The organism is Streptomyces sp. Q2 (assembly GCF_056820935.1).
In genome coordinates this window covers 43,729-67,939 of the sequence record NZ_JBXEJE010000009.1, presented here as the reverse complement: position 1 = coordinate 67,939, position 24,211 = coordinate 43,729, and the positions used below count along the sequence as shown (strand labels likewise).

Genomic DNA, 24,211 nt, shown 5'->3' with positions numbered 1-24,211 from the left:
TAGTTCTATTCAGAGAGTCAGGATGTGAATATCGACAGTAAGAATCCGTCGGGAGCAATCCACCAGGAGCCAGGAGGCAGACCATGTCAGGACCCCGCCCCGTACGAGCGCCGCGCGGTACGGAACTGAGCGCCCTGGGATGGCAGCAGGAAGCCGCCCTGCGGATGCTGCAGAACAACCTCGACCCGGAGGTCGCCGAGCACCCCGACAAGCTCGTCGTCTACGGCGGCACGGGCAAGGCGGCCCGCGACTGGCGCTCCTTCGACGCCATGGTCCGCACGCTACGGACCCTCAAGCAGGACGAGACGATGCTCGTCCAGTCCGGCCGCCCGGTCGGCGTCATGCAGACCCACGAGTGGGCCCCGCGCGTCCTCATCGCCAACTCGAACCTGGTGGGGGACTGGGCGAACTGGGAGGAGTTCCGGCGCCTGGAACAGCTCGGCCTGACCATGTACGGGCAGATGACCGCCGGCTCCTGGATCTACATCGGCACCCAGGGCATCCTCCAGGGCACCTACGAGACCTTCGCCGCCGTCGCCGCCAAGAAGTTCGGCGGCACCCTCGCCGGGACGATCACCCTCACCGCCGGCCTCGGTGGCATGGGCGGCGCCCAGCCGCTCGCCGTGACCATGAACGACGGCGTCGCGATCTGCATCGACTGCGATCCGCGCGCCATCGAACGCCGTATCGAGCACCGCTACCTCGATGTGCGGGCCGACTCCCTGGAGCACGCCCTCCAGCTCGCCGTCGAAGCCCGCGACGCCCGCCGCCCGCTGTCCATCGGCCTGCTGGGCAACGCGGCCGAGCTGCTGCCGCGCATGCTCGCCGAGGGCGCCCCCGTCGACATCGTCACCGACCAGACCTCGGCGCACGACCCGCTGGCCTACCTGCCGACGGGCGTCGACTTCGACGACATGGCGTCCGCCGCGGCCAAGGACCCGGCCGGCTTCACCACCCGCGCCCGCGAGTCGATGGCACGTCACGTCGAGGCCATGGTCGGCTTCATGGACGCCGGCGCCGAGGTCTTCGACTACGGCAACTCGATCCGCGGCGAGGCCCAACTCGCCGGATACGACCGTGCGTTCGCCTTCCCCGGCTTCGTCCCTGCCTACATCCGCCCCCTGTTCTGCGAGGGCAAGGGCCCCTTCCGCTGGGCGGCGCTGTCCGGAGAGGCCTCCGACATCGCCAAGACCGACAAGGCCATGCTCGACCTCTTCCCCGAGAACGAGTCCCTCGCCCGCTGGATCAAACTGGCGGGGGAGCGGGTCCACTTCCAGGGCCTGCCCGCCCGCATCTGCTGGCTCGGCTACGGCGAGCGCGACAAGGCCGGTGAGCGGTTCAACGACATGGTCGCGAGCGGCGAGCTGGCGGCCCCCCTCGCGATCGGCCGCGACCACCTCGACGCCGGCTCGGTGGCGTCCCCGTACCGCGAGACCGAGGCGATGCTCGACGGCTCGGACGCGATCGCCGACTGGCCCCTGCTGAACGCGATGGTGAACGTGGCGTCCGGTGCTTCCTGGGTGTCCATCCACCACGGCGGCGGCGTCGGCATGGGGCGGTCCATCCACGCCGGGCAGGTGACCGTCGCCGACGGTACGAAGCTGGGCGGGGAGAAGATCCGCCGGGTCCTGACCAACGACCCCGGCATGGGTGTCATCCGGCACGTGGACGCGGGGTACGACATCGCGGAGTCGGCGGCGGACGAGCGCGGTGTGCGGGTTCCTATGCGCGAAGGTGACGAGGCGTGATCCAGCGTGATGGCGGGCGTGGCGACAACTCCTCGGTGGGGGCGGAGGCTTCGTCGCCGGGCGCGGGTCCGGCTGTGCCCACCCTCCCCCACTCTCAACTTCGTTCGAGCGGGGGGACCCCCATCGCCCTGCGGAACGACTGCCCACAGCCTAGTTCGGCCGACCGCCCACAGCCCGCTGGAGCCGACTCCCCGCAGCCTTGTGGGGTCGACTCCCCGCAGTCTCGTGCGGCCGACCGCCCACAGCCTGGTGGGGCCGACGCCCGACAGCCTGGTGGGGCCGACTCCCCGCAGCCTCGTGGAGCCGACTCCCCGCAGCCTGGTGGGGCCGACCGCCCGCAGCCTCGTGGAGCCGACTCCCCGCAGTCTGGTGGGGCCGACCGCCCACAGCCCGCTGGAGCCGACTCCCCGCAGCCTGGTGGGGCCGACTCCCCGCAGCCTCGTACGGTCGACGCCCGACAGCCTGGTGCGGCCGACCGTCCGCAGCCTCGTGCGGTCGACGCCCGACAACCTGGTGGGGCTGGCGGCACGAGGGCTGGGGCGGGCGGTGGTTCCTTCCAGGAAATGTGGCGCGAGCTGCGCCCCATCGGTCGGCATCCGGAGTCCGGCGGCTACCGCCGCTTCGCCTGGACCGGTGCCGATGCCGAGTGCCGGGCCTGGTTCCAGGCGCAGGCCGAGGCGCGAGGGCTGACGTACGAGGTGGACCGGAACGGGAACCAGTGGGCGTGGCTCGGGGATCCCGGTGCCGGGGACGCCGTCGTCACCGGGTCGCACCTCGACTCCGTGCCCGATGGCGGGGCCTTCGACGGGCCCCTCGGGGTCGTGTCCTCCTTCGCCGCGCTGGACGAGCTGCGCGCGCGGCAGGTCACGTGCACCAGGCCCCTCGCCATCGTGAACTTCGGGGACGAGGAAGGGGCCCGGTTCGGGCTCGCCTGCGTCGGCTCGCGGCTCGCCGCGGGGGAGCTCGGCGTCGAGCAGGCGCACCGGCTGACCGACGGGGACGGAGTGACCCTGCCGCGTGCCATGGAGGCCGCCGGGTACGACCCCGACGCCATCGGGCCCGACCCGGAGCGCCTCGGCCGTATCGGTGCCTTCGTTGAACTGCACGTCGAGCAGGGGCGGGCGCTCGACCTCAGTGGCGACCGGGTCGGCATCGCCAGTGCCATCTGGCCGCACGGACGGTGGCGGTTCGACTTCCGGGGCGAGGCCAACCACGCCGGGACGACCCGGCTGCTCGACCGGCGCGACCCCATGCTGTCGTACGCCGAGACCGTGCTCGCCGCCCGCCGTGAGGCGCAACTCGCCGGTGCCGTGGCCACCTTCGGGAAGATCGCCGTCGAGCCGAACGGCGTCAACGCCATCCCCTCCCTGGTGCGCGGCTGGCTAGACTCCCGCGCCGCCGACCAGGCGACCCTCGACACGGTCGTGGCCGGCGTCGAGAGCGCCGCCCGGGAGTACGCCGCCGCACACGGCGTCGCCCTCGACGTCGTCCGTGAGTCCTTCACGCCCGTCGTCGAGTTCGACCACGCCCTGCGCGACGAACTGGCCCGCATCCTGGGCCAGGACACCGACCTGAAGGTCCCCGTCCTGGGTACCGGTGCCGGACACGACGCCGGAATCCTCTCCGGCAGCATCCCGACCGCCATGCTGTTCGTGCGCAACCCCACCGGCGTCTCGCACTCCCCGGCCGAGTACGCGGCGGAGGACGACTGCGTGGCCGGAGTGAGCGCACTAGCCGACGTACTGGAAGGGCTGGCCTGCAGGTGACGCCGACGGAGCAGACTCGTACGTACTGGCTGGAGCACGCCTGGCTCGACACCCACGTCGAGCCGGGGGTCACCGTCGAGGTCACGGACGGCCGCGTCACCGCCGTCCGCACGGACACCCCCACCCCGCCCCCCGGCGCCGAAACCCTCCGCGGCCTGACCCTCCCGGGCCTGGCGAACGCCCACTCGCACGCCTTCCACCGCGCGCTGCGCGGCACCGTCCAGGTCGGCTCCGGCACCTTCTGGACCTGGCGCGAGGCCATGTACTCCGTCGCCGACCGGCTGACCCCGGAGACCTACCACGCCCTGGCCCGCGCGGTGTACGCGGAGATGGCGCTGGCCGGCGTGACGGCCGTCGGCGAGTTCCACTACCTGCACCACGCCCCGGGCGGCACCCCGTACGCCGACCCGAACGCCATGGGCGAGGCCCTCGTCGACGCCGCGTCCGAAGCCGGCGTCCGCATCACCCTCCTCGACACCGCCTACCTTTCCTCCGGTTTCGGACAGCCGCCCAACACCCACCAGCTCCGCTTCTCCGACGGGAGCGCGGAAGCCTGGGCGGAACGCTGTTCAGTTCTCAAGGACCGGGATCACGCGCGGATCGGGGCCGCCATCCACTCCGTACGGGCCGTGCCCGCACGGCAGTTGGCGACGGTGGCCCGGTGGGCCGAGGAGCGGCGGGCCCCGCTCCATGTGCACCTGTCCGAGCAGACCGCCGAGAACGACGCCTGCCGGGAGGCGCACGGCCGCACGCCGACGCGGCTCCTCGCCGACCATGGAGTGCTGGGGCCGCGCACCACCGGCGTCCACAACACGCACCTCACGGACGAGGACATCGCCCTGCTCGGCGACTCGGGAACCGGCACCTGCATGTGCCCGACGACCGAGCGCGACCTGGCCGACGGCATCGGCCCCGCAGCCGCCCTGCAGAGGGCGGGCTCCCCGCTCTCCCTCGGCTCCGACAGCCACGCCGTCATCGACCTCCTCGAAGAGGCACGCGCGATGGAGCTGAACGAGCGCCTGCGCACCCGCACCCGCGGTCACTGGACGGCCGCCGCCCTGCTGCGGGCCGCCTCCGCCGACGGCCACGCCGCCCTCGGCTGGGACGAGGCGGGCACCATCGGGCCCGGCGCGCTCGCCGACCTCACGACGATCGCACTCGACTCGGTCAGAACAGCGGGGCCGCTGCCCAGGCTCGGCGCCGAGACGGCCGTATTCGCGGCGACCGCGGCGGACGTACGGCACACGATCGTGGGCGGGCGGCACGTCGTACGCGACGGGGCGCACACGCTCGTACCGGATGTGCCGCGGGCACTGGAGGCCGCGATCGACGCCCTGCGCTCCTGAACCCCACCGACGCCCACGCCCACGAGGACACGATGAGCAGCACTGTCATCACCAACATCGCCACGCTGGTCACCAACGACCCCTCCCTCGGATGGGGATCCCCCCGCTCGAGCAAATTCGAGAGTGGGGGAGGATCCCCCCTCGGTCTGATCCAGGACGCGGCTGTCGTCATCGACGGCGACCGCATCGCGTGGACCGGTGAATCAAGCAAAGCACCCGCCACTGACAATCACGTCGACGCCGCCGGCCGCGCGGTCCTCCCGGGCTTCGTCGACTCCCACTCCCACCTGGTCTTCGCGGGCGACCGGACGGCGGAGTTCAACGCCCGTATGTCGGGGCGCTCGTACACGGCCGGAGGCATCCGTACGACGGTCGCGGCCACCCGCGCCGCGAGCGACGACGACCTCGAACACAACCTCACCCGCTACCTCGCCGAAGCCCTCCGCCAGGGCACGACCACCTTCGAGACCAAGTCCGGCTACGGCCTGACCGTCGCCGACGAGTCCCGCGCGCTGCGCATCGCCGCCGCCCACACCGACGAGGTCACCTACCTCGGCGCCCACATCGTCTCCCCCGACTACTCCGACGACCCCGCCGCGTACGTCGCCCTCGTCACCGGAGAGATGCTCGACGCCTGCGCGCCGTACGCCCGTTGGATCGACGTCTTCTGCGAGAAGGGCGCCTTCGACGGCGACCAGGCCCGCGCGATCCTCACCGCGGGCAAGGCGAAGGGGCTCCACCCGCGCATCCACGCCAACCAGCTGTCCTACGGCCCCGGCGTGCGACTGGCGGTGGAACTCGACGCGGCCAGCGCCGACCACTGCACCCACCTCACGGACGCGGACGTCGACGCGCTGGCCGGTGGCAACACGGTGGCGACCCTGCTCCCCGGCGCCGAGTTCTCCACCCGCGCCGAGTGGCCGAACGCCCGCCGCCTCCTGGACGCCGGCGTCACGGTCGCCCTCTCCACCGACTGCAACCCGGGCTCGTCCTTCACCTCCTCCGTGCCCTTCTGCATCGCCCTGGGGGTACGGGACATGGGAATGACGCCGGACGAGGCGGTGTGGTCGGCGACGGCGGGAGGCGCGCAGGCGTTGCGCAGGGAGGACGTCGGCCGCCTCACACCGGGGGCGTACGCCGACCTGACGCTCCTCGACGCGCCGAGCCATGTGCATCTGGCGTACCGGCCGGGGGTGCCGTTGGTGAGCGGGGTGTGGCGGCGCGGCGTGCGAGAGGTCTGAGCTTCGCTCGCGTTCCGCCTGCCTGCGGCCCTGCGTTCGCGGGTACCCCCGAAGTACTCGCAACTCACGACAGCAGGGCCGCAGGGACGGCAGACGACCCACAGGGGTCGCCGAGTCGATGACCCGCGCATGATCGAGAATGCCTGGACGCTGTCCGGCTGTGTTGGCACTGCGTCCACAGTTCCTTGGCGTTGCGTCTATTTCCGCTCGGAAAGTGCCCGCAGCCGGTATTCCGTGGGCGTGATCCCGTAGGCGGCTCGGAAGGCGCGGCTGAAGTCGGAGGCCCGGGGGATTCCCCAGCGGGCGGCGACGGCGTGGATCGGTGTCCCGCGCAGCGAGGGATCCCCGAGGTCGCGGCGGGCGTTCTCCAGCCGCCGGCTGCGGATCCAGGCCGCGACCGTTTCGCCCCGCGACCGCTGCTCGAAGATGCGGTGCAGGTAGCTGAGGGAGATGTGGTGCGCGGCGGCGATCACGGGTGGCGTCAGCTCCGGATCGTGCAGGTTTTGCAGGATGAAGGCCCGGATGCGTTCCGCCAGGGCCCGTCGGCGGGTCTCCGGCGGCAGCGCGGCCTCGGCGTCCAGCGCTTGGGACATCCAGGCCGACACCAGGTCGAGTACGACCGTGCCCAGGCGGGGCGCGTCGGACGGCTGGAGCGTGTCGGCCCGCCGCTCCAGGCCGACGAGGAAATCCGTCAACAGGGCGCCGACGCCCTCTCTTCCCGACAGGCCTCTTGCCAGCAACTGCCGTATCCGGTGCGGCGGCAGAGGCAGGAGCGCCTTGGGGAAGTCGACGGCCACTCCCCGGACGAGACGGCGGTCCCCGACGTCCACCGCCCGGTCGTCGTGGGGCCGGAGGTCGTACGGCAGCGAGCTGTCGACCAGATGCAGGTCGCGTGGGCCGAACGTGTCGGTCCGCCCGGCGTGGTCGAGGGCCAGTCCTCCGTCGAGCAACAGTGTCAGGTGATACAGCTCCGGGTCGGACTGGCGCACCATTTTCTGGCTGCGCCGGTAGCGCGTCGGCAGGAACGACGTCGGCCACACGGTCACCGGCCCCAGCTCCATCAGCCGGATCTCCGCCCAGAAGTCGGGGGCATGGGCACTGATCACGTCGCTCGAGCGCGTCCGCCCGACCAGTTCCCGCCAGTGATCGAACCTGTCTTCCGCGGGCACGTCCTCACTCCGGAACACGGTCCCGATCATCCGAGTCCAGTCTCCCCCATGAGCGTCACCCCAAGAGACCCGACTTGACGCCGCGTATGAGGTGGGCCAAGGGGGCGGTGGTGGTGGTGAGTTCGGTGTCCGGGGCGTCGCTCTCGCGGAGGTGGAGGGTGGTGGGGGTGGCGGTGAGCTCGACGCAGGTGTTGCCGTCCCCGCCATCGGAGAAGGTGGACTTCTGCCAGTGCAGGGTGTGGTCCATGGCGTGCCTCACAGCTCCTTCGTCAAGCGGTGGATGAAGTCCCGCGACGCAACGGGGTCCAACGCCGCCTTCTCCACCTTACGGAAGAGCGTTCGAAGCCGAGCCAACTGGGGCTCCGCGTCGATGAACGCGGTTCCGGTGGGGGCGTCACGCAGGCCGGTGTCCAGCCGGGGGACCGCGCCGCCCGTGTACATCATCGACGCCCCGGCTCCGGCGAAACCGTCCTGGTCGGTGGGGATGATGCGGACGGTGACGTGCCCCTGCTCGATCTGGTCAAGGATCTGCCGGAGTTGAGCGTGAGACGTCTGTCGGTCGGCGACGCGGATGCGCAGGGCGAACTCGTGGATGAGTGTCTCGTACGGAGTGGGTTTCTCGCCTTCGATGACGGTCCGCCGTCGCATCCGGTGTTCCACCCGAGGGCTCAGCTCGCGCTCGGGCAGGCCGGGGACCATGTACGTGTAGACCGCGCGAGCGTACTCGGCCGTCTGCAGCAGCCCGGGCACATGCGTGATCACCACCTCGCGGAGGAACGTCGCGTGGTGTTCGACCTCGGCGACGTCCAGGAACACCGGGGGCAGTACTCCCCGGTACTCCTCCCACCAGCCTCGTGTGCGGTCGGTCGCCATCGCGGCCAATGCCTCGATCAACGCCTCGTCGGTACAGGCGTAGTGGGCGGCGAGGCGCCGTACGCGTTCAGCGCTCACGCCCGCGACGCCGGACTCGATCTGGCTCATCTGGACCGCGTCGGCCCCAAGCAGTGCTGCGGCTTCCCGGGCTTTCATGCCCGTCGCCTCACGGAGTTTGCGCAGTTCAGCGCCTAGTCGCAGCCTGCGGGCCGTGAGATGCCTCTTCGGCGGCAACCGGCTCCTCCTCGTTTCAACTGCCCTGCGTGCGTACCTCGTTCGGGGGCCAGAATACGACAGCGGCTTACGTCTTCCTAATGTTAGGAAATACCGTCAGTGACGCGATGTTCACGTGGAGGGACCTGATGACGGCGATCCAGTACTTCTGGCGGCACCCGCTGGCCGAGCAGGTGCGTGAGGAAGGTCGTGAGGAGGGGCGCGCCCAGGAGCGAGCGGCGGTCATCCTGCGCACTCTCCAGTGGCGCCGGATCGACGTCCCCGACCAAGTCCGCGACCGTGTCCTCTCCTCCACCGACATGGACGAGCTCGACACCTGGCTCGATCGCTCCTACCTGGTCACCGACGCGTGGGAGCTGTTCACTGACGGCTCTTGAGTCATACGGCTGCACGGAGGGGGTGGCTCACCCCGCCCCCGCCCGCCACCGTTGCCCCGCGCCCCCGCTCAACGGCTCCAACGAGAGCCCTCCGCCCACCGGCGTGAGCGCCGTCGCGATGGCGATGTCCGGGCGGATCACGCCGTCCTCGTCCACCGTGAACCTGAGGTTGTCGCCGTTGCGGCCCTCCACGGACTCGCACTGCCAGACGCCCACGCCCTTGTCCACGCCTCCCCGGCTGTCGAGGCAGAAGTCGGGGTCGGCGGACGACTGAAGGACACCGCGGTCGGTGTCGACGCGCCAGCGTTGGGTGGCGGAGGCGTCGCACGGGGCCGTGACGACGTCCGTGCGGTTCTCGAAGGGACCCAGGACGTCCAGGCAGCGACCCGAGGCGAGGTTCACCACTTGGGCGTACGTCCCTCCCGGAGGGCGGAACGGCGGCTGGGTCCGCGACGGCGACGGTGCCGGACTCGTCGCCGTCCTCGTCGGGGTCGGACTCCTCGTCGGTGAGGGGGACGTGCTCGTCGCCGACGGCGACGGTGTCGCCGAGACCGTGGCCGTCACCGTCACCGGAGGGGGACCCGACGGCGTCGTCACCGCCGCGCCCGCCGACTCCCGCGGCGCCGGACCACCGCCCTGCGAGAGCAGGAACATGACCAGCGGGGCTACCGCCACGCCGAGCGCCGCCGAGGTCAGCACCAGGCGACGGGACGGCTGCCGGGCGCCGGACGGCGGCGTACGGGACTCCACGCCTCGTGCTCCTGCCCCGCGCGCCGCGTAGGCCGTCCCCGCCCACGGCAGCAGCCCCTCCGCCAGCGCTGTCCGCGGCGCGTCCCGCAGCGCGGACAGTTCCTCGTGCGCGGTCGTGCAGTGGGCGCAGTGCGCCATGTGGGCGTGCAGGTCAGGACTCTCACGCGGGCTGTCCGGTCGTACGGACTCCTCGATGAGCCGGCGGAAGTCGCCGCACCGCGGATCGTCGGAGGCGGAGAGGCGGGAGCGCAGACAGGAGCGGGCCAGCAACTGCAGGGCCTGGTCCGTGCCGTACGTCACGTCCTCGCGCGTCAGACCCAGGTAACCGGCCGTGATGACCGGGCTCTCCCGCTCCACCACCCCGTACCAGATGAGCCCCTGGGCCCGCGACGGCAGCGACTGGAACGGGCCGAGGAGGGGTGGGACGGGGCCGTCCGCGCGCGCCGTGTTCAGGACCAGGAGCAGGCCGGCGTCGAGGCCGGCCGAGCGTTCGTCCGTGGCCCAGGAGGCGGCCACTCGCGCGGTCAGCAGCAGGAGCCGGTGCCGCCACGGGACGCCGGGGTCGATGCCGCGTGCCGTCTCGCGGGCCGCGAACGTGAAGGCCTGCGCGGCCAGGTGACGGGCGGTGGAGTCGCCGGTGGCGCACAGGCGCGCGTAGGCAAGGACCGGGGTGCGGTGGCGGGCGCGGAGTTCCTGGAGGGCCAGGTACGCGGTGTTCGGGTCAGCGCGCAGCAGTTCGGTGAGGCGTGCGTCGGACACGCCTGTGTACGGGCCACCCCCGACCACGTCGTCGTCGGTCCCGTCGGCCCCAGCCATCCACCGCCTCCTCGCCCCCGCGAAGCCAGTCAACCCGGACATCCTGACGTACCAGCCAGTCTGTGAAGGGTGACCATAGTGATGGACGGGACCCCGTGAGAAAAGGGGTTCCTCCGGGTAACAGCAAGCTTTCGGCCGCGCCCCCGCTGCCGTCGTGCGACCGCCGCAACCGCCGCAACCCGGCCCACACGGGCCGGGTCGCTCAGTCACCGTCGACGGCGCGTGGCGGCGCCCGCCGTCACTCCTCGACCGTCAGACCCTTCCGCAGCCGCACCAGCGTCCGCGACAGCAGCCGCGACACGTGCATCTGCGAGATGCCGAGTTCGTCGCCGATCTCGGACTGGGTCATGCCCGCGACGAAGCGCAGCGAGAGGATCTTGCGGTCGCGGGAGGGGAGCTCGGCGATGAGCGGCTTCAGCGACTCCACGTACTCGATACCTTCGAGCCCGTGGTCCTCGTAACCGATGCGGTCCGCGAGGGCGCCCTCGGAGTCGTCCTCCTCGGGCTGGGCGTCGAGCGAGGAGGCGGTGTACGCGTTCGACGCCGCCATGCCCTCGACGACCTCGTCCTTGGACAGGTCGAGGCGCTCGGCGAGCTCGCCCACCGTGGGGGCGCGGTCGAGCTTCTGGGCCAGCTCGTCGCCGGCCTTGGCCAGGTCGAGGCGGAGTTCCTGGAGCCGGCGCGGTACGCGCACGGACCACGACGTGTCGCGGAAGAAACGCTTGATCTCACCGATGATGGTTGGCATCGCGAAGGTGGGGAACTCCACACCACGGCTGAGTTCGAAACGGTCGATCGCCTTGATCAGGCCGATGGTGCCGACCTGGATGATGTCCTCCATCGGCTCACTGCGGGAGCGGAAGCGGGAGGCGGCGAACTTGACCAGGGCGAGGTTGAGTTCGACGAGCGTGTTGCGGACGTACGAGTACTCGTGGGTGCCCTCCTCAAGCGACTCGAGGCGCGCGAAGAGGGTCTTGGACAGGGCGCGTGCGTCCACCGCCCCCACCTCGTCGTACGGGGGGATGTCCGGGAGTCCTGCGAGTAGGTCGTCCTGCCCGATGGGATCCAGATGTTCCGGGGCGGATGTCGACGTCGCCTGCTGGGTATGCGATGCGTCGAGCCGGGGTGACATGATGTCCTCCATCGTTCTCGGCATAAGGCTGCCGAAGCCAGTTCGTGCACTGCGGTGTGCGGCGCCTCCAAAGCCGGCCGTGTCGATTACGTGTCTCTACTAGCCCTACCCGGTTTCCCGAGGACACCGCAAGTGCGTTATGTGCGATTATGTCCGTTTGCGGGGGGTTGTTCGGGTGTCGGAGAATGTGGAGAAGGCGTAGTGTTCGGGGGCGTCAGTCAGCAGCCACGGACGTCGGGAGAGAAGACGGCATGGACCGCGGGACAGTCGGCAGCGCACAGTCGGGCCGGCTTCTGGTCGAGGTTCGGGAAACGGGCTCTAGTGCCGTCGTGACCCCGGCGGGTGAGTTGGATCACCACACCGCCGATTTGTTGCGCGAGCCACTCGAGGACTGCCTCGACAAAGGATTCAGTCGACTGGTGGTCGACTGCTCACGCCTGGAGTTCTGCGACTCCACCGGGCTGAACGTGTTGCTGGGCGCGCGACTCAAGGCGGAGGCGGCCGGGGGCGGAGTGCATCTGGCCGGAATGCTGCCGGTGGTCGCGCGGGTTTTCGAGATCACGGGGGCCGAAGCTGTGTTCACCATCCATGACACTGTCGAAGCCGCCCTGGCCGACGAGCCGGGCGAGACCGGCTGAGCCGGCGGTTCCAGCCCCGACCATGGTGACTGTGCCCCCCTCGCCCCCCTGTGACCTGCGCTTTTCAGGCGTCACGGCTTTCATGCCGAATACAGGGGTGTTCTGCCGGTCCGGTCGGGCAGGAGACTCCCGTACCGAGTGTTCGGTGACCGGCTGCGCAGAAACGGACTGGGCAGGACTTTTGAATCGTGAACTGGTGAATCGGTGAGGTGAAGCGCTGATGAGCACCACCCGGCCTTACCCGCCGGGCGACCGCCGCCCGGAGCCCAGCGGCGCTTCCGGGGCGTCCGAGGGGGGCGAGCCCATGACCGGGGCGCCCGACGAGGGCGCTGCCGTGTCGTCGGGGGGGCGCGGGCGTCAGGTCCGCAGACTGGACTTCGACGGCGAGAGCGGTGTCGTGCCGCTCGCCCGCGACTTCACCCGCCAGGCGCTGTACGCGTGGGGCTGGCTGCCCGCCGCGACCGCCGACCAGCGGGCGGCCGCCGAGGACGTCCTGCTCGTCGTCTCCGAGCTGGTCACCAACGCCTGCCTGCACGCCGAGGGCCCGGACGAGATGTGGATCACCTGCGACAACAAGGTGATCCGGATCGAGGTCTCCGACAAGGGCACGGGCCAGCCGGCCCCGCGCACCCCGCACCGCGCCGGCCGCCCCGGCGGCCACGGCATGTTCATCGTGCAGCGGCTGTGCCTGGACTGGGGGGTCGTCCGTACCCCCGGCGCCTCGGGCAAGAAGGTCTGGGCCGAGTTGGGCGCACCCGCGTAGACCGGTCGCCGCGTAACCCGATCGTCTGAGCCGAGTTGAGTGCCGAGTTGGGCGCACCCGCCCCACCCGCTCGGCAGATCCGGTGCGCACTTTGTCTTCCCTCTCCACGACCCCGGGCGTACCTTGACGGCCGATCTGATGTGCCGTCAGGAATGAGGGGACAGTGGGCACCGTGTCGAACCGGACGTACCAGAAACGAACCGCCGCCCTCGCCTCGGCCGCGGCCCTGGCCGGCTCGGCGGTGCTGATGGCCGCCCCCGCGGCCCATGCCGAGGTCGTCGACGTCAGCTACCAGTGCAAGACGCCGATCGGCGACAAGAGCGCCGTCTCTCCCATAGACATCGAGGCCGTCAAGAGCGGCAGCGACTACAAGGTGACCATGTCGTGGCAGAAGGGCGTCTCCTCCAGCCCCGTCGAACTGGGCAAGGGCGCCATGAACCCGAGCGCCACCGTCAAGCTCGGCGGCGCCGACAGCGGGACCCTCACGGTGACCGGCCCCGCCAACCAGGCCGCGCTCCCCGCCAACACCCCCATCAAGATCAACGACCTGTCGGGCACGTACACGCCGAAGAAGACCGGCAAGGTCACCTTCACCGCGGGCGTGCTCACCATCAAGGCGCTGGGTACGACGACGACCTGCACGCCGACGAACAGCCCCGGGCCGTCGCTGAGCCTGGACGTCACGGCGGCCGGCGGTGGCGTCCCCCAGAGCGGCTCCGACTCGGGCGGCGACTCCGGCGCCGACCTTCCGCAGACCGGCCCCGAGGACTCCGCGATCGCCCTCGGCACCCTCGGCGGCACGGTGCTGCTCGCGGGCGCGGCGGGCACGCTGTGGCTGACACGGAGGAACCAGGCGGCACGCCGCTGACGGATCGACGCCGTACGACTGCTGGAGCCGCCGATGTCGTCCGCCATCCCCCTGTTGCTGCTACCGGTGCCGCCGGGTTCCGCCACGGCGGTCGCCGCCGACGGGGGGTCCGTCGCGCCCTGCGGCGGCGAACGGCCGCCGTTCCAGGGCGAGGGCGCCCCGGGTGAGATCGCCGCGCTCGACGCGGCCGGCGTCATCGGGCGCGTCGGCACCCGACTGCGCGCCACCGTCCCGGAGTTGTCCGCGCCGGCCGTCGAGCATGTGGCGGTACGCGGCGATCGGATCACGTACGCCCTGGTCAACCGCGGTACGACGACCCACGTGTCGCCTCCCGCCGTGCGCGCCGACCGGCCGCTCGGCCGGGTCGCCGACCGCTGTCCGGGCAGCCTGCCCGCCGAACTCCGCCCGGACCGACATCTCCATCTCGCCGAACCGTGGCCCGACCGGCCTGCGGAGGCCGGGAGTTCGGCGGCGGCTCCGTGCGGCTCCTTCGTCGTCGTACGACGACTTGGACGCCGTGACGGCGAGGGGGCCGAACCTCCGCGCGTGGGCGCCGATCCGCGGGCGGACGTCGAGCTGACGGGAGCCATGACGTGAGCGGCAAGGTGCGGATTCCGGCGCTCGTGGTGGCGCTCGCGCTGATCCTGCTGCCCTTCGCGGGGACCGCGACGGCGGCGGACCGGCCGAGCGTGGAACTGTCCAAGGCGCAGGCGGGGACCGGGGGTTCGATCACCGTCACCGGGGACGGCTGGCGGGCGCGGGCGCTGCTGATGATCCTGATCTGCGGGCAGTCCGTGCCCTCGCGGGGTGTGGCCGGCGGCACCAACTCCTGTGCCAACGCGGACGGCCGGGCCGTGACCACCGACGCCGAGGGGCGCTTCAGCCGGAAGCTGCCGGTCGCCGAGCCGCCCGTGCCGTGTCCGTGCGTGGTCCACGTGGCGACGGTGGAGGGGGCGAAGGCGGAGGCCGACGCGAGCTTCCAGGTCGCCGGGCACGCGGTCGAACCACTGCCCGCCGAACCGTCCGGGGGGCGTCTTTCGGTGCTGACCGACACCCGGCTCGACGGGTCGAGCGGGCTGCTGACCTGGTTCGGGTCGCCGCCCGCGCGCACCCTCGTCGTCACCGTCGGCAATGTCGGCACCTCCGCCGTCAAGAACCCCGTCTTCCAGGTCGGCACCTCCCACGGCGTGTTCGCCCCGCAGTGGCAGGAACAGCAGTGGCGCGGCACGATCCAGCCGGGGAGGAAGGCGCGGATCGAACTGCCCGTCGAGCTCATGGGCGGCGCGCACGGCGACTACACGGTGTCGCTGAAGTACGGCGGGAAGGTCCTCGCCGAACAGCCCTGGGCCGTGGGGCGGCCCTGGGGCGTGACCCTGTTCTGGGTCCTGGTCTGCCTGGTCGTGCCGGCCGCGGTGTTCCGCGCCGGGATGGCGGTGGTGGACCGGATACGGCCGCGGCGCCCGGACGGGGTGCGCGGGGGCCGCCGCGGGCCGCAGACGCCCGAACGCTCATTGCGGCTGCCGGAGTTGCCGAGGCGGCGGGGATTGCCGGAACGGCCGGGATTGCCGGGGCCGAAGTCCTCCTCGGCCCAGCCGGACGGCTCCGCTTCGACCCTGCCGTGGTTCACCCCGGACGCCGATCCGGGGACGGCCGGCCGGCCCTCCGCACCGCACGACGACAGCCCCACGAGTTCTACGACTCCCACGAGTCCTGCGACTTCCACGAGTCCGACGACTCCCGCCAGGAAGGGGCCCACGTGACGAAAGGCCACCGCGCCCATGGGGCGGTGGCCTTTCGTCGTTCACGGCAGGTTCGCGGACCTCAGCGGACGCTGCCCATGAGCTCCTTGACCTTGTTGCGGTACATCCAGACGGCGAGGCCGGCGATGACGGCGAGGGTGGCTTCGAGGGCCACGACGCCGGTCTTGTTGAGGTTGACGCCGGCGATGGACAGGAGGCCGGTGGTGGCGTCGCCGGCGGTGACGGCGAGGAACCAGACGCCCATCATCTGGGAGGCGTACTTGGCGGGGGCCATCTTCGTGGTGACCGACAGGCCCACCGGGGAGAGGAGGAGCTCGCCGACGGTCTGGACGAAGTAGATCGCCACCAGCCACATCGCGGCCGCCTTGTGACCGCCCTCGGCGATCGCCAGCGGGGCCAGGAAGAGGAAGAAGGACGCGCCGACCAGCACCAGGCCCGAGGCGAACTTCACGACCGTGCTCGGCTCCTGGCCGCGCCGGTTCAGGGCGAGCCAGAACCAGGCGAAGACCGGGGCCAGCGCCATGATCAGGACCGGGTTGACCGACTGGTACCAGGAGACCGGGAACGTCCAGCCGAAGACGCTGTTCTCGGCGGAGGAGTCGGCGAAGATCGACAGGGTCGAGCCGCCCTGGTCGTAGATCATCCAGAACACGGCCGCGGCCACGAAGAACCAGATGTACGCGGACATCGAGCGCTGCTCGGTGTGGTCCAGGTCCTTGTCCCGCTTGATGCGGGTGAGGACCATCACCGGGATGATCACGCCGAGCAGGGTCAGCGGGACCAGGATCCAGTTCAGGGTGTAGTGGCCGGTGAAGCCGACGATCGCGTAGAAGACGACGGCGATGCCGGCCCAGACCGCGGCCTTGCGCAGAGTGGAGGACTTCTCCTCCGCGGACAGCGGCGTCGGGACCACGCTGGAGCGCTCCGCGAGGTGGCGGCTGCCGATCAGGAACTGGGCGAGCCCCAGCGCCATGCCGAGCGCGGCGAGCGCGAAGCCGAAGTGCCAGTTGACGTTCTCACCGATGGTGCCGATGATCAGCGGCGCCGCGAAGGCACCGAGGTTGATGCCCATGTAGAAGACGGTGAAGCCGCCGTCGCGGCGCGGGTCGTCCGGGCCGGAGTACAGGTGGCCGACCATGGTCGAGATGTTGGCCTTCAGCAGACCCGAGCCGATCGCGACCAGCCCGAGACCGGCGTAGAAGGTCCCGGAGGACGGCAGGGCCAGCGTGAGGTGGCCGAGCATGATGACCGCGCCGGCGACGGCGACGGTCTTGCGCGGACCCAGGACACGGTCGCCGAACCAGCCGCCCGGCATGGCGAGCAGGTACACCAGCGAGACGTACACGGAGTAGATCGCGGTCGCCGTCGCCGCGTTGAGGTGCAGGCCGCCCGGGGCGACGAGGTACAGCGGGAGGAGGGCCCTCATGCCGTAGTAGGAGAAGCGCTCCCACATCTCGGTCATGAAGAGAGTGGCCAGTCCGCGGGGGTGGCCGAAGAAGGAGGTCTCGGAACCGGGGGTGCCCGGAGTCACCGAGTCCTTCGTCAGGCTGGACGCCATGGTCGTTCCTTGCTGCTCGGGACACGCCTGGAGTGGGGTGGGGGCACACACAAAAGAGACCTTCAGCGTCAAATCCTCGCCAAAGGTCCCCGCGGTGCTACAGGCGCCCATTCACCATACGGCAGGACACCGCACGAAATGGAAGGACTTGAGACCCGGATCACAGGTGACCGGGGAACCGTACACACCTTTTCCAAGGTCCTTACGCAGTTAGCACCCCACACACAGAGGTTCGTGCCGGTACGCCCAAAGGTAAGAATCACTCACCGCCGATCACACCCCAGCTGTGGTCACGGGCGGTCTACCATCACCTCATGACCCGTGTACTGCTGGCCGAGGACGACGCGTCCATCTCGGAGCCGCTGGCCCGCGCACTGCGCCGGGAAGGCTACGAGGTCGAGGTGCGCGAGGACGGCCCCACCGCGCTCGACGCCGGCATCCAGGGCGGCATCGACCTGGTCGTGCTCGACCTCGGTCTGCCCGGTATGGACGGCCTGGAAGTGGCCCGACGGCTGCGCGCCGAGGGCCTCGCCGTCCCGATCCTCATCCTGACCGCGCGCGCCGACGAGGTGGACACCGTCGTCGGTCTCGACGCGGGCGCCGACGACTACGTCACCAAGCCCTTCCGGCTCGCCGAACTGCTCGCCCGCGTCCGGGCGCTGCTGCGGCGCGGTGCCTCCGAGCCGTCGCAGCCGCCCGCCACGCACGGCGTGCGCATCGACGTCGAGTCGCACCGGGCGTGGATGGGCGAGGAGGAACTCCAGCTCACCGCGAAGGAGTTCGACCTGCTGCGGGTCCTGGTGCGGGACGCGGGGCGGGTCGTCACGCGCGACCAGCTGATGCGGGAGGTCTGGGACACGACCTGGTGGTCGTCGACCAAGACCCTCGACATGCACATCTCCTGGCTGCGCAAGAAGCTCGGGGACGACGCGGCGAACCCCCGGTACATCGCGACGGTGCGTGGCGTGGGCTTCCGCTTCGAGAAGAGTTGAGCTCCCGCCCGCCCCGCGGGCGTCCGACAGGTAAGAGAACATGCGCCGTCGCCTGATCCAGTCCACCCTGGCCGTCGTGCTCGTGGTCATCGCCGTCTTCGGGGTGTCCCTCGTCATCGTCGAGACCCGCACCATCAGCAACAGCGCTCAGGAGCGGGTGGAGCTGGAGGCGGCGCGGCTGGCCAGCATCGTGGACAGCCGCCTGCTCGGAGCCGGGAACGTCGACGCGGAGGTCCTGAAGGACCAGGTCACCGCGGACCGGTACGCCGTGATCCGGGTGCCGGGGGAGCCGGTCATCGAGGTCGGCACCAAGCCCACCGGCGACGTGATCCGGGGTACGGCCACGGGCGAGGAGGGCGAGACCGTCCTCGTCCAGGAACCGCGCTCGTCGGTGACCCGTGAGGTCGGCCGCACACTGCTGATCATCGGTCTTGTGGCGCTGCTCGCGGTGATCGCCGCGGTGCTGCTCGCGATCCGCCAGGCCAACAAGCTCTCCTCCCCGCTCACCGACCTCGCGGAGACCGCCGAACGCCTCGGCTCCGGCGACCCGCGGCCCCGGCACAAGCGGTACGGCGTCCCCGAACTGGACCGGGTCGCCGACGTCCTGGACTCCTCCGCCGAGCGCATCGCCCGCATGCTGACCGCGGAACGCCGGCTCGCCGCCGACGCCTCCCACCAGCTGCGGACGCCGCTGACCGCGCTGTCCATGCGCCTGGAGGAGATCACCCTCACCGACGACCCGGACACGGTGAAGGAGGAGGCCAACGTCGCGCTCACCCAGGTCGAACGCCTCACGGACGTGGTCGAGCGGCTGCTGACGAACTCCCGCGACCCGCGCACCGGCTCCGCCGTCACCTTCGACCTCGACGAGGTCATCCAGCAGCAGCTCGCCGAGTGGCGGCCCGCCTACCGCGGTGTGGGCCGGGCGATCGTCAGCTCCGGCAAGCGGCACCTGACGGCGGTCGGCACGCCGGGGGCGGTCGCGCAGGTGCTGGCCGCGCTGATCGAGAACTCCCTCATGCACGGCGGTGGCACGGTCGCGCTGCGTACCCGCGTCACCGGCAACCAGGCCGTCATCGAGGTCACCGACGAGGGGCCCGGCGTCCCCGCCGACCTGGGTGCCCGCATCTTCGAGCGGGCGATCAGCGGCCGCAACTCCACGGGCATCGGCCTCGCGGTCGCCCGGGACCTCGCGGAGGCCGACGGGGGCCGTCTGGAGATGCTCCAGACCCAGCCGCCGGTGTTCGGCCTGTTCCTGTCGCGTACGCCGCTGAGGAAGTCGACGACGCAGGAGGAGGAGCCGACGGTCCGCTAGGACACGTCCGGTACCTCGCTGTGCCTGTGTGAGAACTAGGGCACGCGCTGCTCGGAGCGCGGCTTCTTCGCCTCCGTGGCCAGAATCGACTCCGCGTCGGCCACCGCTTCCTTGACCGGAAGTGCGCGGAACACCCAGCTGCGGTACGACCAGAAACGGAAGAGCGTGGCGATGCCGATGCCGACGAACTTGAAGATGTTGCTCTGCAGCGGGCTGTCCCAGCCGAAGCCGTAGGTCGCCGCGTAGAGCACGCCGTTCTCGATGACCAGGCCGACCATGCTGAACAGCAGGAACAGGGTGAGTTCCCTGGTACGGCCGGACTTGTCGCGGTCACGGTAGGTGAAGTACCGGAACCCGACGTAGTTGAAGGCGATCGCCACGACCGTGGCTATGACACTGGCCCGCACGACCTGGAGGTCGGTCGTGTGCCGCATCAGGTTGAACACCAGGAGGTTGACCAGGACACCGGCCCCGCCGACCGCACCGAACTTGGCGGCCTCGCGCACAAGCCGGTCCACGCGCTGCCGCGCCGCTGAGCGGGGTGCGGCCGTACGAGACCCTGAGGACCCACGTTCCATGGCTGTCCAGGCCCCCGTCCGTTGGATTCGTCAACCCAGCCATGCTAACCACCCCCCTTCGTGATCGCCTGTGGATGAGCCCACGGCCGGGCAAAGGACCCGGTGGCGGGACGTGAAATCGGCCACCGTCGCGTGGCCGATACCCTAGGGGCGTGACGTTCCCGGTAGTCGGCATGGTCGGCGGGGGTCAGCTCGCTCGTATGACGCACGAAGCAGGCATCCCGCTCGGCATCAGGTTCAAGCTCCTCAGTGACACCCCTCAGGATTCCGCGGCGCAGGTGGTGAGCGATGTCGTCATCGGCGACTACCGCGACCTCGACACGCTGCGTGACTTCGCGCGGGGCTGTGACGTGATCACCTTCGATCACGAACACGTACCCACCGAGCACCTCAGAGCCCTGGAGGCGGACGGCATCCCCGTCCGCCCGGGGCCCGACGCGCTCGTGCACGCCCAGGACAAGGGCGTGATGCGGGCGAAGCTCGACGCGATCGGGGTGCCGTGCCCACGGCACCGGATCGTGAGCGACCCGCAGGACGTGGTGGCTTTCGCTCAGGAGGGTGACGGCTTCCCCGTCGTCCTCAAGACCGTCCGCGGCGGCTACGACGGCAAGGGCGTGTGGGTCGTCGACAACGTGGCGGAGGCCGAGGACCCCTTCCGCGCGGGCGTTCCCGTCCTCGCCGAGGAGAAGGTCGACTTCGTCCGGGAGCTCGCCGCGAACGTCGTGCGCTCGCCGCACGGCCAGGCCGTCGCCTACCCGGTCGTTGAGTCCCAGCAGGTGAACGGCGTCTGCGACACCGTCATCGCGCCCGCCCCGGGCCTCGACCGGGCACTGGGCCTGAAGGCCGAGGAGATGGCGCTGCGGATCGCCAAGGAACTCGACGTCGTCGGCCACCTCGCCGTCGAGCTCTTCGAGACCCGCAATGACGACGGGTCTTCCGGTGTCCTCGTCAACGAATTGGCCATGCGCCCGCACAACTCCGGCCACTGGTCGATGGACGGCGCGATCACGTCCCAGTTCGCCAACCACGTCCGGGCCGTGCTCGACCTCCCCCTCGGCGACCCGCGCCCGCGCGCCGGGTGGACGGTCATGGTCAACGTCCTCGGCGGCGACTACCCGGACATGTACTCCGCGTACCTGCACTGCATGGCGCGCGACCCCCAGCTCAAGATCCACATGTACGGCAAGGACGTGAAGCCCGGCCGCAAGGTCGGCCACGTCAACACCTACGGCGACGACCTCGACGACGTGCTGGAGCGCGCCCGTCACGCTGCCGGCTACCTGAGAGGCACGATCACCGAATGAGCCCCGTTGTTGGCATCGTGATGGGTTCGGACTCCGACTGGCCCGTCATGGAGGCCGCCGCCCAGGCCCTCGACGAGTTCGAGATCGCGTACGAGGTCGACGTCGTCTCCGCGCACCGCATGCCGCGCGAGATGGTCGCGTACGGCGAGCAGGCCGCCGAGCGCGGACTGAAGGTGATCATCGCGGGGGCCGGGGGCGCCGCCCACCTCCCGGGCATGCTCGCCTCGGTCACCCCGCTGCCGGTGATCGGCGTGCCCGTCCCGCTGAAGTACCTCGACGGCATGGACTCGCTGCTGTCGATCGTGCAGATGCCGGCCGGTGTGCCCGTCGCGACCGTCTCCGTCGCCGGTGCCCGCAACGCCGGACTGCTCGCCGCCCGCATCCTCGCCACGCACGACGAGGAACTCCTCGGCCGGATGCGGGAGTTCCAGCAGGAGCTCAACGAACAGGCCACCGAGAAGGGCAAGCGGCTGCGCGCCAAGGTCGACGGAGCGGGCAACGGCTTCGGCTTCGGGAAGTGACCCGCATGCCGTCCCCGTCCCTGCCCGAAGCCCGCGCGCTGCTCGCCGAGTTCCCCGTCGCGGACGGGCACAACGACCTGCCCTGGGCGCTGCGCGAGCAGGTCCGCTACGACCTCGACGCCCGCGACATCGCCACCCCTCAGAACGCCCACCTGCACACCGACATCCCCCGCCTGCGCGAGGGCGGGGTCGGCGCGCAGTACTGGTCGGTGTACGTCCGCTCGGACCTGCCCGACGCGGTCCCGGCGACGCTGGAACAGATCGACTGCGTACGGCAGTTGCTGGCGCGCCACCCGCAGGACCTGCGGCCCGCTCTGACGGCCGCGGACATGGAGGCGGCGCGCGCGGAAGGCCGTATCGCCTCGCTGATGGGCGCGGAGGGCGGTCACTCCATCGCCAACTCCCTCGCCACACTGCGCGGGTTGTACGCGCTCGGTGTCCGCTACCTGACCCTCACCCACAACGACAACGTGGCGTGGGCGGACTCCGCGACCGACAAGCCGGGCGTCGGCGGGCTGTCGGCCTTCGGCCGTGAGGTCGTGCGGGAGATGAACCGGGAGGGCATGCTCGTCGACCTCTCGCACGTGGCGGCCACGACGATGCGGGACGCGCTGGACGCCACGTCGGCACCGGTGATCTTCTCGCACTCCTCCTCGCGGGCCGTCTGCGACCATCCGCGCAACATCCCGGACGACGTCCTGGAGCGGCTGCCCGCCAACGGCGGTGTGGCGATGGTGACGTTCGTACCGAAGTTCGTGCTGCAGGCGGCCGTCGACTGGACCGCCGCGGCCGACGAGAACATGCGCGCACACGGCTTCCACCACCTCGCCACCACCCCCGAGGCGATGGCGGTGCACCGCGCCTTCGAGGAGCGCACCCCGCGCCCTGTCGCGACGGTCTCGACGGTGGCCGACCACCTGGACCACATGCGCGAGGTCGCGGGCGTCGACCACCTCGGCATCGGCGGCGACTACGACGGCACCGCCTTCACCCCGGACGGCCTGAGCGACGTCTCCGGCTATCCGAACCTCATCGCCGAGCTGCTCGACCGCGGCTGGTCCAAGCCCGACCTGGCCAAGCTGACCTGGCAGAACGCGGTACGGGTGCTGGGCGCGGCGGAGGACGTGGCGCGTGACCTCCAGGCCACGCGAGGGCCGTCCAACGCGACGATCGGCTCACTCGACGGCTGACCCGCGGATCGTCGGATCCAGGTCCCCGCGAACCCAAGTCCCCCACGTCCCCGAGGCCCGGAGGCAGTCGTGCGGATCGGTGAACTGGCCCGGCGTACCGGGGTGAGCGAGCGGTCGTTGCGGTACTACGAGCAGCAGGGGCTGCTGGCCGCCGGGCGGACGGCCGGCGGCCACCGCGACTTCGCCGAGGCGGCCGTCGACCGGGTCATCCGGATCCAGGAGCTGTTCGCGGCCGGACTGCACAGTTCGAGGATCGCGCAGCTGCTGCCCTGTATGCGGGACGCGGACGGCGGCCCCTCCGTCGTCGCCACCCCGAAACTCGTCGCCGACCTCACCGAGGAACGTGACCGCATCGACCGGATGATCGCCGACCTGGTCCGGTCCCGGGAGACGCTCGACGAGGTGATCGACGCGGCTCGGGAGCCCTGAGCCGGGCGTCAGCCGCGGGGCATGGTGTAGCCGACGCCGCGGACCGTCCTGATCAGGGACTGGTCGTCGTCGTTCAGCTTGCGGCGCAGGTAGTAGACGTACGTCTCGACGGTCCCGGTACGGAACGGCATACCCCAGACCCGGTCCAGGATCTGCTTCTTCGTCAGGACCTGACCGGCGTTGTCCAGCAGATAGCCGAGGAGCTCGAACTCGCGGGCCGACAGCTCTATGCGGGCCTCGCCCCGCCAGACCTCGCGGCGCCACGCGTCGACCGCCAGGTCCCCGTGCCGCAGCAGCCGGCTCTCGTCGGCCCGGTCACGGGCCAGGAGTTCCCGCACGCTCGCGATCACCTCGGGGAGCTCGAACGGTTTGGTGACATGGCCGTCCGCGTCCGTCATCAGGCGCCGCACCTCCGCCCCGGCGGCGCCGTCGTCACGGGCGGAGAGGAAAAGCAGCGGGGCGTGGACGCCGACGGCGCGCAGCGCGTCGTACGTCTCGACGGCGTCGCCGTCCGGCAGGGCCATGTCCAGGACGACGAGGTCGGGCCGTACGGAGCGGCCGACGGGGGGCGCGAAGCGGCCGCGGCCGGCCGCGTACATCTCGAAGCCGAGTTCGCCGAGCGCTGTTGTCAGGGGCCTGGTGCCGGGGTCGGCGTCCACGACGAGGACACGGACCGGTCTATGAACGTTCACAACCTGAAGGACGAAGATCCATGGCCAAAGGTGCCCGTCCTCATACCCCGAACGCCCCACCCACCAGGAACGCCCCCCGCCGCCGTGCGACGGTGACGGTACGGCGATCAGGACGATCACGACGTACTTCACGACGTATCTCACGACGTAT

Annotated in this window: 24 protein-coding genes; 16 read left to right on the top strand and 8 right to left on the bottom strand. The window is 70.9% G+C overall.

The genetic code is table 11. The features are described 5' to 3' along the window. The first annotated feature begins 83 nt into the window (after positions 1–83). The 4 genes from hutU (at position 84) to hutI (ending at position 6,101) form a co-directional block, all read left to right on the top strand. Positions 84–1,748, top strand: a complete 1,665-nt coding sequence (hutU, locus tag ACWBNA_RS11815) for a urocanate hydratase (RefSeq protein ID WP_482704246.1) — start codon at positions 84–86, stop codon at positions 1,746–1,748. 563 nt (positions 1,749–2,311) lie between these two features. Then, a complete protein-coding gene (locus ACWBNA_RS11810; RefSeq protein ID WP_482704245.1) occupies positions 2,312–3,514 on the top strand; it encodes an allantoate amidohydrolase in 1,203 nt (400 codons plus the stop codon). Next, entirely contained in the window at positions 3,511–4,860 is a 1,350-nt protein-coding gene (locus tag ACWBNA_RS11805) for a formimidoylglutamate deiminase (RefSeq protein ID WP_482704244.1), read from the top strand. The genes ACWBNA_RS11810 and ACWBNA_RS11805 overlap by 4 nt, the downstream gene beginning before the upstream one ends. Positions 4,861–4,892: 32 nt before the next feature. Continuing rightward, the gene (gene hutI, locus ACWBNA_RS11800; protein WP_482704243.1) at positions 4,893–6,101 is read left to right on the top strand and encodes an imidazolonepropionase; all 1,209 of its coding nucleotides are present in this window, start codon (positions 4,893–4,895) and stop codon (positions 6,099–6,101) included. 197 nt (positions 6,102–6,298) lie between these two features. Here the strand turns inward: hutI and ACWBNA_RS11795 are convergent, their stop codons facing one another. From ACWBNA_RS11795 to ACWBNA_RS11785, 3 genes are read right to left on the bottom strand one after another with little or no spacing between them, the layout of a single operon-like run. After that, entirely contained in the window at positions 6,299–7,300 is a 1,002-nt protein-coding gene (locus ACWBNA_RS11795; RefSeq protein WP_482704242.1) for a helix-turn-helix domain-containing protein, read from the bottom strand. A gap of 25 nt (positions 7,301–7,325) precedes the next feature. Beyond that, positions 7,326–7,517, bottom strand: coding sequence for a DUF397 domain-containing protein (locus ACWBNA_RS11790; protein ID WP_482704241.1), 192 nt, complete (start codon positions 7,515–7,517; stop codon positions 7,326–7,328). 8 nt (positions 7,518–7,525) lie between these two features. Then, on the bottom strand, positions 7,526–8,299 hold the full coding sequence (locus ACWBNA_RS11785; RefSeq protein ID WP_482704240.1) for a DUF5753 domain-containing protein: 774 nt from the start codon (positions 8,297–8,299) through the stop codon (positions 7,526–7,528). Positions 8,300–8,484: 185 nt separating this feature from the next. On the opposite strand from ACWBNA_RS11785, the gene ACWBNA_RS11780 reads away from it, so the two are divergent. After that, positions 8,485–8,754 (top strand): hypothetical protein, encoded by a 270-nt coding sequence (locus ACWBNA_RS11780; protein ID WP_482704239.1) that lies wholly within the window; start codon positions 8,485–8,487, stop codon positions 8,752–8,754. Positions 8,755–8,781: 27 nt separating this feature from the next. Here the strand turns inward: ACWBNA_RS11780 and ACWBNA_RS11775 are convergent, their stop codons facing one another. Both ACWBNA_RS11775 and ACWBNA_RS11770 read right to left on the bottom strand, forming a co-directional pair. Next, positions 8,782–10,320, bottom strand: coding sequence for a ricin-type beta-trefoil lectin domain protein (locus tag ACWBNA_RS11775; RefSeq protein ID WP_482704238.1), 1,539 nt, complete (start codon positions 10,318–10,320; stop codon positions 8,782–8,784). A gap of 238 nt (positions 10,321–10,558) precedes the next feature. Further along, positions 10,559–11,464 (bottom strand): RNA polymerase sigma factor SigF, encoded by a 906-nt coding sequence (locus ACWBNA_RS11770; RefSeq protein ID WP_482704237.1) that lies wholly within the window; start codon positions 11,462–11,464, stop codon positions 10,559–10,561. A 239-nt stretch (positions 11,465–11,703) separates the two neighbouring features. Between ACWBNA_RS11770 and ACWBNA_RS11765 the strand changes: the two genes are divergently transcribed. From ACWBNA_RS11765 to ACWBNA_RS11745, 5 genes are all read left to right on the top strand, one after another. Beyond that, entirely contained in the window at positions 11,704–12,090 is a 387-nt protein-coding gene (locus tag ACWBNA_RS11765) for an STAS domain-containing protein (protein WP_217242348.1), read from the top strand. A gap of 220 nt (positions 12,091–12,310) precedes the next feature. Next, complete coding sequence (locus ACWBNA_RS11760) at positions 12,311–12,853, top strand: ATP-binding protein (protein ID WP_482704236.1); 543 nt, start codon at positions 12,311–12,313, stop codon at positions 12,851–12,853. A gap of 172 nt (positions 12,854–13,025) precedes the next feature. Continuing rightward, positions 13,026–13,721, top strand: coding sequence for an LPXTG cell wall anchor domain-containing protein (locus tag ACWBNA_RS11755; protein WP_482704235.1), 696 nt, complete (start codon positions 13,026–13,028; stop codon positions 13,719–13,721). Positions 13,722–13,754: 33 nt separating this feature from the next. Next, on the top strand, positions 13,755–14,318 hold the full coding sequence (locus tag ACWBNA_RS11750) for a hypothetical protein (RefSeq protein ID WP_482704234.1): 564 nt from the start codon (positions 13,755–13,757) through the stop codon (positions 14,316–14,318). Next, a complete protein-coding gene (locus ACWBNA_RS11745) occupies positions 14,315–15,481 on the top strand; it encodes a hypothetical protein (protein WP_482704233.1) in 1,167 nt (388 codons plus the stop codon). The genes ACWBNA_RS11750 and ACWBNA_RS11745 overlap by 4 nt, the downstream gene beginning before the upstream one ends. 61 nt (positions 15,482–15,542) lie before the next feature. Here ACWBNA_RS11745 and ACWBNA_RS11740 read toward each other — a convergent pair whose 3' ends face one another. Beyond that, entirely contained in the window at positions 15,543–17,039 is a 1,497-nt protein-coding gene (locus ACWBNA_RS11740; RefSeq protein WP_482704232.1) for an oligopeptide:H+ symporter, read from the bottom strand. A 314-nt stretch (positions 17,040–17,353) separates the two neighbouring features. On the opposite strand from ACWBNA_RS11740, the gene ACWBNA_RS11735 reads away from it, so the two are divergent. Beyond that, positions 17,354–18,031: a response regulator transcription factor gene (locus ACWBNA_RS11735; protein ID WP_482704231.1), complete on the top strand. Its 678-nt coding sequence runs from the start codon at positions 17,354–17,356 to the stop codon at positions 18,029–18,031. A gap of 40 nt (positions 18,032–18,071) precedes the next feature. Beyond that, the gene (locus tag ACWBNA_RS11730) at positions 18,072–19,346 is read left to right on the top strand and encodes an ATP-binding protein (RefSeq protein ID WP_482704230.1); all 1,275 of its coding nucleotides are present in this window, start codon (positions 18,072–18,074) and stop codon (positions 19,344–19,346) included. Between the two features lie 35 nt (positions 19,347–19,381). Here ACWBNA_RS11730 and ACWBNA_RS11725 read toward each other — a convergent pair whose 3' ends face one another. Continuing rightward, positions 19,382–19,924 carry a GtrA family protein gene (locus ACWBNA_RS11725; protein WP_482704229.1) on the bottom strand — a complete coding sequence of 181 codons (543 nt, stop codon included), beginning with the start codon at positions 19,922–19,924 and terminating at the stop codon, positions 19,382–19,384. A gap of 152 nt (positions 19,925–20,076) precedes the next feature. On the opposite strand from ACWBNA_RS11725, the gene ACWBNA_RS11720 reads away from it, so the two are divergent. The 4 genes from ACWBNA_RS11720 to ACWBNA_RS11705 all read left to right on the top strand — a co-directional run bounded on the left by ACWBNA_RS11720 (position 20,077) and on the right by ACWBNA_RS11705 (position 23,368). After that, entirely contained in the window at positions 20,077–21,228 is a 1,152-nt protein-coding gene (locus tag ACWBNA_RS11720; protein ID WP_482704228.1) for a 5-(carboxyamino)imidazole ribonucleotide synthase, read from the top strand. Further along, complete coding sequence (gene purE / locus ACWBNA_RS11715) at positions 21,225–21,749, top strand: 5-(carboxyamino)imidazole ribonucleotide mutase (RefSeq protein ID WP_482704227.1); 525 nt, start codon at positions 21,225–21,227, stop codon at positions 21,747–21,749. The genes ACWBNA_RS11720 and purE overlap by 4 nt, the downstream gene beginning before the upstream one ends. 5 nt (positions 21,750–21,754) lie before the next feature. Beyond that, on the top strand, positions 21,755–22,939 hold the full coding sequence (locus tag ACWBNA_RS11710; protein ID WP_482704226.1) for a dipeptidase: 1,185 nt from the start codon (positions 21,755–21,757) through the stop codon (positions 22,937–22,939). Between the two features lie 69 nt (positions 22,940–23,008). Further along, on the top strand, positions 23,009–23,368 hold the full coding sequence (locus tag ACWBNA_RS11705) for a MerR family transcriptional regulator (protein ID WP_482704225.1): 360 nt from the start codon (positions 23,009–23,011) through the stop codon (positions 23,366–23,368). An 8-nt stretch (positions 23,369–23,376) separates the two neighbouring features. On the opposite strand, the gene ACWBNA_RS11700 is transcribed toward ACWBNA_RS11705, so the two are convergent. Beyond that, on the bottom strand, positions 23,377–24,204 hold the full coding sequence (locus ACWBNA_RS11700) for a response regulator transcription factor (RefSeq protein WP_482704224.1): 828 nt from the start codon (positions 24,202–24,204) through the stop codon (positions 23,377–23,379). Between the last annotated feature and the right edge of the window lie 7 nt (positions 24,205–24,211).